At 62.6% G+C, this 10124-nt stretch carries 8 protein-coding genes, 1 tRNA gene and 1 pseudogene; 3 read left to right on the top strand and 7 right to left on the bottom strand.

Annotated elements, in window-relative coordinates:
- The 3 genes and pseudogenes from JSV65_11555 to JSV65_11545 all read left to right on the top strand — a co-directional run bounded on the left by JSV65_11555 (position 1) and on the right by JSV65_11545 (position 1887).
- Positions 1-418 (top strand): annotated as a pseudogene (locus JSV65_11555) (efflux RND transporter permease subunit).
- A 222-nt stretch (positions 419-640) separates the two neighbouring features.
- Positions 641-716: transfer RNA gene (locus JSV65_11550), tRNA-Lys, on the top strand.
- Positions 717-945: 229 nt separating this feature from the next.
- The gene (locus JSV65_11545) at positions 946-1887 is read left to right on the top strand and encodes a glycoside hydrolase family 130 protein (protein ID UCH33207.1); all 942 of its coding nucleotides are present in this window, start codon (positions 946-948) and stop codon (positions 1885-1887) included.
- 6 nt (positions 1888-1893) lie between these two features.
- Here JSV65_11545 and JSV65_11540 read toward each other — a convergent pair whose 3' ends face one another.
- The 7 genes from JSV65_11540 to JSV65_11510 form a co-directional block, all read right to left on the bottom strand.
- The gene (locus JSV65_11540) at positions 1894-2256 is read right to left on the bottom strand and encodes an STAS domain-containing protein (protein ID UCH33206.1); all 363 of its coding nucleotides are present in this window, start codon (positions 2254-2256) and stop codon (positions 1894-1896) included.
- 12 nt (positions 2257-2268) lie between these two features.
- The gene (locus tag JSV65_11535; GenBank protein UCH33205.1) at positions 2269-4287 is read right to left on the bottom strand and encodes a SpoIIE family protein phosphatase; all 2019 of its coding nucleotides are present in this window, start codon (positions 4285-4287) and stop codon (positions 2269-2271) included.
- Positions 4288-5075: 788 nt separating this feature from the next.
- Entirely contained in the window at positions 5076-5333 is a 258-nt protein-coding gene (locus JSV65_11530; protein ID UCH33204.1) for a hypothetical protein, read from the bottom strand.
- A gap of 27 nt (positions 5334-5360) precedes the next feature.
- A complete protein-coding gene (locus JSV65_11525; GenBank protein UCH33203.1) occupies positions 5361-6578 on the bottom strand; it encodes an NAD(P)/FAD-dependent oxidoreductase in 1218 nt (405 codons plus the stop codon).
- A gap of 101 nt (positions 6579-6679) precedes the next feature.
- Complete coding sequence (locus JSV65_11520) at positions 6680-6838, bottom strand: hypothetical protein (GenBank protein ID UCH33202.1); 159 nt, start codon at positions 6836-6838, stop codon at positions 6680-6682.
- 583 nt (positions 6839-7421) lie between these two features.
- Positions 7422-8168 (bottom strand): Nif3-like dinuclear metal center hexameric protein, encoded by a 747-nt coding sequence (locus JSV65_11515; protein ID UCH33201.1) that lies wholly within the window; start codon positions 8166-8168, stop codon positions 7422-7424.
- 481 nt (positions 8169-8649) lie between these two features.
- Positions 8650-10124: DUF1846 family protein (locus JSV65_11510; GenBank protein ID UCH33200.1), on the bottom strand; the 1475-nt coding region annotated here is incomplete at its 5' end.

Below are 10124 nucleotides of genomic sequence, written 5' to 3'. Positions count from 1 at the left end.
TGTCGGCGCGGCCGTGCTGTTGTGGTTGACCGGCGATACGGTCAACACCATGTCACTCATCGGCGTGGTCATGCTCATGGGGCTGGTGACCAAGAACGCGATCCTGCTCGTGGACTACACGAACACGCTGCGCGGGCGCGGGCTGGAGCGCAACTAGGCCATTCTGCGCGCCGGGCCGATTCGGCTGCGGCCCATTCTCATGACCACATTCGCGACGGTCTTCGGCATGTTGCCCATCGCGCTTGGGCTGGGCAAGGGGGCCGAGATGCGCGCGCCCATGGCGATCGCGGCCATCGGCGGGCTGCTCAGCTCGATGTTCCTGACCCTGCTCATGGTGCCGGTGGTGTACACCATCTTCGACGACCTTCAGGAGCGATTCAGCCGCCGGAAACCGGCTGAGGTAGGACCGGGCGCGTAAGAGGGCTCCGGTGCGTGGGCGCCGGTTGCGCGTGCGCGCACCGATGATGCGCGCCGGGTCGCCGTCGAGCCGCCGATTGAGGAGACGCCGCCCGGACGGTCGTTGTGGGCTGCCATCGCGCGCCGATCAGCATTGACCCGCTGCAGCCGACCGTGATAGACTTTATGTGCTGACGCGTATTCGCGCCTCTTTCTCTATCCACCGTCCACTGTTCGCTGGACTGGGCCGTTAGCTCATCGGGCAGAGCACCGGACTTTTAATCCGGGGGCGGCAGGTTCGAGTCCTGCACGGCCCACCACACCGTCCGCCGTCTGCCGCACAGGGAAGCCATCCTGGCTTGGCGAAAAGCGCTTCGGATTCGGATCCTGGTGGCCAGGCGCGAGGACGATCGCAAGCTCGTTAGGGCCACAAGGTGCAGGAGCAGGAACATCGGGCCCCCACCTTGACGCCTGATTCGTGCGAGCGCCGCTGACGACCGACACCCAGTGCAGTGGTCTGTGCGTCTGACCAGGGGAACGGAGGCCCAGATGCCGTATTCGTCAGGCAGAAATGTTGTGGACCGTTATCCCGGCAACCCGATTCTGACCCTCGAGAAGTTGCCGTTTCCGTGTAACACCGTCTTCAACGCCGCGGCGACCAGATTCGGTCAAGAGTATATACTCTTATTGCGCGTCGAGAACCTCGCGGGACGCTCGATCTTCGCTCTTGCCAGAAGCCCGGATGGCTACTCCTTTACGGTGGAGCCTGATTTCGTGATGACGCCTTCTCAGGATGAGCCGTTCCGAACATACGAGGAACTCGGCGTCGAGGATCCGCGCATCACACCGATGGACGGCGTCTATTACATCATGTACACGGCCTACTCCCATCACGGCCCGAGACTCGCTCTGGCCAAGACGACGGATTTCCGGACCTACGAGCGAATCGCGCTCATATCGGAGCCGAGCAACAAGAACGCAGCTCTCTTCCCCAAGCAGATAAACGGACGGTACGCCCGGCTGGACAGACCATTTAGCGGCGCCAACGGCGCCATCTGGATCTCCTACTCCGACGATCTCATTGCCTGGTACGACTCGGAGGTGGTAATGACGCCTCGATCCGGATACTGGGATTCGGACCGCATCGGCGCCGGCGCGCCCCCCATCGAACTCGACTACGGGTGGCTGGAGATCTATCACGGCGTCAGGAACACAAACTCCGGACCCATCTATCGCATCGGGGTAGTCCTGCTCGACCGGGAGAATCCGGCGACCGTGCTTGCTCGTAGCGCCGTGCCAATCCTCAGCCCGCGGGAGCTCTATGAGCGAGTCGGAGACGTAGGAAACGTGGTGTTTACGTGTGGTGCCATCGTAGAAGACGACGGTACTGTGAAGTTGTACTACGGCGCGGCAGACACCCACATTTGTGTCGGCACTGCGAAGATCACCGATATCGTGGACAAGTGCCTCTTCGATCGCGAGTGCAGATGACTGATCTCATGAGGGCCCGCGCGCTTCCCCCTCATCATCGTCTGCGCGCACGGCTGTTTCCCGATCTTCGTGCACTGCGAACAGTCTGTGCACACGGACGAGATCGAACAACGCCTTGACTGCTTCCGTCAGGCCGAATACGCAAAAGCGACCGTTGCCGGCTCTCACCGTCTTACAGACGGAGAGTATCGCTCCCAAGCCAGCGCTGTCCATGAACCGAACGCCGCTGAGGTCCACTGCCACCTTCGCGTGTCCGCTGACTATCGGTGCAAGCGTCTGCTTGAAATCGTCAGCCGTGCTTGCGTCGAGCTCCATGAATGGCGCCGTAACGATCAGGATACCGTCGACATCTTCAGCCTCGAATGGCATGGTACCCTCCACCTATACGTGAACACGCTTGCTGAGCCGGATATACTGTCTGCCGAGTTCGTCTTCTCCGTAATCCACCCTGTCCACTGCTTGGCGGATGATGAAAAGGCCGAATCCGCTTTCCCAAGGCCCCTCAGCTAATGGATCGGGGGTCTGCTCGCCGTTGGCAAACGGGTCGCCGTCATGCGTCAATTGGACCTTCACCACCTCCCGACCTGCATCGATGCCGATCAGGATGCGTCGATCCGGCCGTCCGTGATACGCGTGGCGCATGATATTGCTCGCCGCCTCGCTGACCGCCAGCTCCAACATGTCCAGATCGTGCTCACCCATCCCACAGCCGCCGCGCCCCTCGCAGCAGCCCCGCACGAAAGCGCGGATCCGTCTGAGCTCCTTGGGGCCGCTGGCGACCTCTAACTCATCGCCCGACAACAGGCCGTCGTCCACCTGCACCTGGATCATCTTGAGCACGACGCACGTCAAGTCGTCAGTCAGCGGACGGGAGTCGACGAAACCCGTGACTGTCTTGCGGATGGCTTCCGCCAACCGCTGGGAACTCAGGTCAGTCTGTCGGGCGATCAGATCACACAGCCGTTCCAGACCAAACTCATCCCCCGCCGGGTTCCGGGCTTCGGTCACCCCGTCGCTGTAAAGCACGAACAGGTCATTGGGCGCGTAGTCAAAGGTGACCTCCGCGTAGACCTCCGGGGCTGCGGCCCCTAACGGCAGATTGAAGCCGGAAAGGCAGTCAAGGCGGCCGCTATCCCCGGCGCGGCGGATGAGTTTGGTACTGCCGCAGTCCACCAGTGTCACCTTACCCGCCAGCGGATCAAAGCGGACATACGACAGCGTGACGAAGCTGTCCAAACTGAGCAGGTGTGGCGTCAGCACCTGATGCACGCGGTTGACGATGTCCGCAGGCTCCGGAATGTACCCAGGCGGGGAACCGACCAGCAGGTGGGCAAGGCTGCGAAGGAACTCGGTCTTCGTGCCGGCGGAGAGCAAGGCTGCCGGCACGCCTTTGCCCATCACGTCGCCGAAGATGATATCCAGACAGCGATTGGGATGCAGCATGAACTCATAGAAATCGCCGTCGATCCCCGACGACGGGACCGCCAGCGCCGCGATCTGGAAGTCCGCAGGCGCGGTCGGAGTGGGGCCAAGCAGCAGGGCCTGCTGGATACGCGCGCCAATCTCGACATCACGCGCCCGCGCCGCCTCCGCCTCGTCGCGGGCCCGCTGCAGCGCCTCTTCGGACTGCTTGCGCTTGGTGATATCGCGGAAGTACCAGACGCGGCCGTAGTGGGTGCCGTCGGCACCGATTACCGGCGCCGAGTAGCGGTCGAAGGTGCGCCCATCGCGCAACGGTATCTCATCTCTGCTTGTCTCCTCGCGGTGCTCGTAGAGATACCGAACGCGCGCCAGAAAAGCCTGCGGGTCAGCGAGCTTGTCGGTGACCGACTGGAGCGCTCGCTCGTCAGAGCGGGTCGCAATAACGTCATCCGGAATCCCCCATAGCTCGACGAACCGCCGGTTGAAGGAGATCATCTTCCCCGCGCCGTCTACGACCAGGATCCCGTCAATACTGGCCTCGCGCTGAGTTTCGAGGAGCGCATTCTTGAATTGCAGCGTCGCTTCCGCTTGCTTGCGTTCGGTCGCGTCGCGAACGATAGCCAGGAAGGCGTGGGCCGGACGGCTGTCACGGCGCACCGTGGAGATACTGACCTCGACCGGGACGGTGCGCCCGTCTTTCGTGTGCAGCGACGTCTCGAAGACCTCCGGCCTGCCTTCGCGTGCCTCCATAACGTGGTCGGCAGCGAGCCGCAAGTCATCTTCACCGAGGAAATCCGTCGCGGGTCGGCGCAGCAGATCTTCGCTCCGTTCATGCCCGATGAGTCTACAGAGAGCCCGGTTGACGTATTCAAACCGCAGATCTGAATCGACCAACGCGACGCCGTCCGGTGCGGCATCCACGGCGGCGGTGAGGGAATGCAGCGTCTCTTCCGGGGAACGATGTCCAACTTCGGCCATCTAGCACCCCAGCCTTCCGCTCGGCGCGGACAGAGGAATGGCATGACAATAGGGTCCGGAGATTGGTTTTCGTTTCTCCGGAAAGGTGGCTTTACCCTTGTGCGGTGGTAAGCCAGAACCAGGGATCAGACTGCCACGGCGGTGCCCGTCAGGGGCAGGGGTGTTCCGCGAGCTGAATATGACGAAAACGGCCTAATGCCTCGTGCTTCCAGGGGTGGCCCCGCCGCAGAAAGACCATCGGACGCACGTGATCCCGGACTTGCGCCTTCTCTCCCGGACAGCGACAGCAGTATCACAAACGCCAGCGCTCCGCCCTCGACCCCCCGCTGCGGGCGGCCCATGGAGCCACGGGGTCGCGCCTGGCCTTAGCAGCGACGTTGCCGAGCGGCTGCACGGCTGCAGAGCCAACGTTAGACTACTCCCGCGCGTCTGCGCGACCCCCATTCCTTGCCAACGCCCACCGTCTGAGGAGCCACGCCGCCAGTACGTTATGCATCGCTCCGTAGCAGGCCGCCGCTACGCCCCAGCGACCACTACCTCGGCCGCGACTCGCACCGGCGGGAAGGCTATCACTTCCATCCTGCGCGGCCCACCAGGCTGGTACAGAAGCGATAACCCGTCTTGCGGCAGTCGCGGGTGCACTACCAACTCGCCTGACCGCTCCCCGCGAATCCGTCCCGCCGCCTGTCGCAGCCACGCCCTGAGTTAATCCTCGGAAGCGTAGCGCAGCAAGTGCCCTGCCTACCGGTATGCGGTGGTGGATCATGCGGTCTTCCGGCGCGGCATTGTCAGAGCTCGGTTGTCGTGCGGAACGGCTTGCTGTCCGCCCGGCAGAGCAACTGCACGGCTTGTCGTCCGGTTAACGCCGCGATCACGGTACCGGTAAACGGCGCTGTCCACTGTCCGGCCATATACAGGCTTTGCAGACCCGGCAGCGTCAGGATGGCCGGTGAGCCCATGTTTTTCGGCGTGATATACCAGCCGTCAGGTGAGCCCTGCCAGTTGCCGGTATACCGGTGATACGTTGCCGGGGTCGGCACGTCCACCACCTCCACCTGCTCGGCGAGGCCGGGTCAGCGTTTGTCCAGCGCCGCAATCGTCTCGTTCGCGACGCGCTGCTTTTCCGCTTGGTAAGCCGGTTTATCCTGGTAGAGCTTCTCCCAGTACGCGTAATCGGTGTCGTACCACACCTCGGCCGCCGTTTTGCCTTGCGGCGCCGAGGTTGGGTCGAAGCCGTGATGAATAAAGGTCAGCCACGGGAATGCCTGCCCGGCGATAGCGATGGGCTTGTCGGTTTTGAACGTCAGGCGGCAGGGCTCCTGCGACATGTCGCGCGCCACGCCCAGCATGACGTGCACCATTGGCCTCACCACGCGCCATTCCTGGTAGCGCGCGCGCAGCTCGTCACTCAGATAGCGACTGCCCAGGATGTCGAAGAGCAGCGTGTGGCCATCGGCAGCCCAGACGACGATATCCGCCCGTTGCTCTGTGCCGTCTTCCAGTCTGATGCCGCAGGCCCGGTCGTCCTCGACTATCAACTCTCTGACCTTGCAGCGGAAGTGCACCTCGCCCCCCAGGCGCTGGTAGCGGTCGGCAATGGCGTTGATCACCTGCCGCGACCCGCCGATCGGCACGCCGGCCTCGGTCAACGCGGAGGTGAGAAGACCCGTCGCGCCCATCATCGGATAGTCGGGCATCGGCCAGCCCGGCCTATCGATGGAAAGGCGGATCGCCTCGCGCAGAAACGGGTCCTGAAATCCGGCGGCAAATTCCTGCAATGTCATCTTGCCGTATTTCCTGAACGTGCCGAGTAGCGGCAGCGTGGCCAACAGCATCTTCAGCTTACTCAATCCGCCGGACATGCCGGGAGCGTCGAGGGACATCAGGCCGATTATGCTTCTTCCGCCGAGCAGGCGGACGAATTCGCGGATGCGTCCGGCATCGGCCTGCGAGATCGCCAGCAACTGCTCCTCGAGCCGCCGCGTATCCGCGCAAAAATCCACGCTCTTCTCGCCGCTTTCCGCGCGTACCAACGCTTTGTGGTACACAAACCGGCGGTTCTGCACCGCGCCCAGCTCGCGCCACATCTGGTGCAAGGCACCGGATTTTGAGCCGGTCAGCAGGTGCATGCTGATGTCCCAGGTATAGCCTTTGCGCGTCCACGCGGTGCACAGGCCCCCGGGTCTGTTGTGCATTTCGAAGATCGTCGCCGGGTACCCGTTCATCCGCGCATAACACCCGGCGGACAATCCGGCGATCCCGGCGCCGACAATGATGACTGACTTTGCCATAGGACCCTCCGCTCATTTCAGAGAATAAGGTTCACCATATTGACTGTCGGTGAACCGCAAGACAAAGCAGCCTGCGATCTCAGGAGTTTTTCGAAACCAACTTACCGCAGGATCAGCGTATCAACGACGTTGAGGTTCAACGTGCAGGTGGTGACGGTGGCATTGCGCATCATCCACACCGGCTTGCCGGTGGATAGCGCGGCCGCTTTCGCCAGCATCGGACCGTTGATGGTCACCCGCAGATTCTGGCATGCTCCCACTGGGGCGCTCCCCGTTCTTGATCCACTCCTGACGAAGTCTCCTTTGGCTGCACAGCACCTCCTGCGAGAAAGCTCGGGATGACCTCGCGCGGCTAAGGTGTCGCGCAGGTGGCGGGATTGCCGCCAGCTGCGATGACGAGTGTGACGTTTGTGGCGTTTCGCAAGAGGTGGTACCCACCTGGGCGCGCACACAATCATGCTGGCAAGATGCAGCACGGCCTTCTGCCACGCGCTCCTGCCGCGTAGATCAGTCTCAGCACCGCGGCCGTGGCGAGTCTTTTGCCGAAGGTCTCACAGCGGGTCCCCGCCACCAACCCGCAACGACTGCCTGGGCTGGGATCCGTACCGGCGGGAAGGTTATCGCTTCCATCATGCACGGTCCACCATCCCATCCTCCGTTTCGCCCGCGGGGAGGCGGTCCTGGCGCGCGGGGAAGTGCTTCATGTGCGGCACCTTGGTGGCCGGGCGTGAGACCTATCGCAAGCTCGCGCGGACGGAACAAGATACAAGAGCACGGAGACCCGACCAGTACCTTAGTTCATCCCCGGATCTGTGCCGCAATCGTTGAGGACCAACGCGCCGGTTAAAGACGCGGTTCATTCAGTCTGACGACGGGAATTCCGGGGTCAACGAGGCGGTTCGCCAGATTCTCCGGGCCTTTGGCCTCCGTCGCCGTGTGCGAATAGACGAGACAATTAATGCGCTGTCCTCGTGCGAACATGCCCAGATAGAGGTTATACTCACCCGTGACATACGTGTCGCATCCCAGTTCCAGAGCGTCTTTGACGTAGTCCGTGTTGCATCCGCCTCCGGTGACGACGGCAACGCGCTTCACCTTGGCACCGCTGTCCCAGCTAAACCGCGGAGCTTCGCCAAGCTCGCGGGTCAACGCGGCCTCAAAATCGCCGAAGTCCGTCTCTCTCTGCAGTTCACCAATCTGACCGCAGTAGATCCTCGACTCTTCGCAGAATCGCTCAACGCGTGCGCAGCCAACGGATTCCAGGACAGAAGCACCGCAGCCGAACTCGCTCCCGTCCAGGGGTAGATGGACGAAAAGGTGGCCTATGCCCGAGGCATTCAGCATGTCCCGGCATTGTGTTCTCATGTCGTACAAGAAATCCCACGCATCGTGGTGAGTAACAAGGAAGTCCACCTCGCACCGTTTCGCGTCTTCAATTACCCAAGGCGACAAGGAAGTGGCGCAACCCACCTTGGAGATGGCGGAAAGTCCGGCGGGAATGTGAATGCCCCACTCATCATCCGGAATGCTCTCAAGGAGAGTTTGGGGGAACAACTCGAAAAGCCGCTCTTTCAGTTTGTCGATGTTCAAGTTGCACGTCCTCCGCGTTCTTGGGACATTCGGCATGGTGCGGTTTTCGCTGAATGAGCGTGTGTTCCTACTCCACCCTGTCGCAGGGACGCGACTCTGGCGCGTGGAAGAACGCTTCGGATTCGAATCTTGGCGGCTGGGCGCGAGCGGTTCCGACGGCTCGCGGGGACGGCGCAAGATGGGGTCCAGGGACAGCCGGGGTGTACTGTGATTCACCCACGGATTCGTCCCACCGACGCTGAGGGCCGACGACTTGTCCCAACAGTGCCGGACCTTCGGACTCTCACGAAATGATTGCGTTACCCCGGATCATTCATGACGAGTCGCGGCCATGTGCATGATTCGGACTATGAGCGTCATTGGCGCGGTCAAGCCGCGCTCCGGAATCGCGCGACGCGCGATGTAGATCATCCCCGCGCAGCGGCCGGGCGCTCACGCAACTGTCTTCGCGGCGACCGCCGTACCGTATCAATAATCCAGGCTAACGGAGGAAGTAGTCTCGTGACGTGGCCTCGGCATCGGTGGTCACCGAGATGCCGAGCTTGCGGATGCCCGTCTCATCCCCGGCCCCAGGCTCGTGGGTGAGGTGCATCTCAGCTCCACGGAGCCTGGGCAGCATGTCCACCCCGGCCTTGGCCGCCGGGTTGCCTGCGGCGCTGATACCGAGGGCGACGAGGACTTCTTGCACGTTGAGGCTGGGCGAGCTGGAGGCCAGGTAATTGGCCTTCAGATCGGTCAGGCTCTGGATGACGTTCTCGGGCAGCAAGTGAATGCCGGCGGGGATGCCGGCGAGGTGCTTGATGCCGTTGATGATGGCGGCCGACGCGGAATGGAAGAGGTCGGAGTTCTTGCCGGTGACGATGGTGCCGTCCAGGAGCTGCAGGGCGGCGCCGCAGTAGAAGCCATCCTTCCCGCGTTGCCTGCGCTGAGCCTCAGCCGCCGCCTCGCGCGCCGGCTCGACGACCGGCCGATCGGTCGGTACCACCCTCAGCCGTGCCATGAGGTTTTCGGTGCGCTCGACAGTTTGGCGGGGACACAAGCTGCGGCGCCATTCCCAGAGGTGCCGGAAGTAGCGCCGGATGACCTCTTGCGTGGCCGCCTCCCGTACCACGCGGTCATCCATGATCCCCGCACCGGCCCGGTTGACGCCCATGTCGGTTGGAGACTGGTACAGGAGCGCTCCGCGGCCGCCATCCGCGATGCGGTCGAGGATAGCCTTGAGGATGGGGAAGCTCTCCACGTCGCGGTTGTAGTTGGTTGCTGTCACCCCGTATGCCTGGAGGTGAAACGGATCAATCACGACGATATCGCCCAAGTCGGCCGTCGCGGCCTCGTAGGCGAGGTTGACCGGGTGGTCAACTGCAAGATCCCAGATGGGGAAGGTCTCGAACTTGGCATAGCCTGAGGCGGTGCCGCGGCGATGATCATGGTAGAGCTGTGAGAGGCACGTCGAGAGTTTCCCGCTGCCGGGCCCAGTGCCGGTCACGACGACGATGGGGGCGTGGGTCTCGATGTACGGATACCGCCCGTACCCGTGGTCGGAGACAATGAGGTCCACCGCATTGGGGTAATCGGGGATCTCGGGTTGAGTGTGAACCGCGATGCTTTTGCGCTCCAACTGCTCCATGAGACGCGCGGAGGCGGAGCTTTCATGGAACCGCGTCACTACGACAGAGGAGACCTTGATGCCCCAATCGCGGAGGTCGTCGATGGACTTAAGTGTTGCGAGATCGTAGGTGATGCCGAAGTCGCCGCGGATGCGGCCCCGCTCCAGGTCGGCTGAGTAGACACAGAAGATGACCTCGATCTGATCCTTGAGCCCCTGCAGCAGGCGCATCTTGACGTTGGCGTCGTAGCCGGGCAAGACCCGTGCGGCATGGAGGTCGTAGGTCAGCTTGCCGCCGAACTCCAGGTACAACTTGCCTTTGGAGCGATCCACTCGCTCCAGGATGGCCG

This window comes from Armatimonadota bacterium, assembly GCA_020354555.1.
Taxonomy (GTDB): Bacteria; Armatimonadota; Hebobacteria.
The sequence above is the reverse complement of the archived record's forward strand: the minus strand, read 5'-3'. Positions and strand labels throughout refer to the sequence as shown.

Coding starts and splice junctions, on each gene's coding strand:
- JSV65_11525 (UCH33203.1), bottom strand. CDS start 6,578: ATGGCAAAGTCAGTCATCATTGTCGGCGCCGGGATCGCCGGATTGTCC.
- JSV65_11535 (UCH33205.1), bottom strand. CDS start 4,287: ATGGCCGAAGTTGGACATCGTTCCCCGGAAGAGACGCTGCATTCCCTC.
- JSV65_11545 (UCH33207.1), top strand. CDS start 946: ATGCCGTATTCGTCAGGCAGAAATGTTGTGGACCGTTATCCCGGCAAC.
- JSV65_11540 (UCH33206.1), bottom strand. CDS start 2,256: ATGCCATTCGAGGCTGAAGATGTCGACGGTATCCTGATCGTTACGGCG.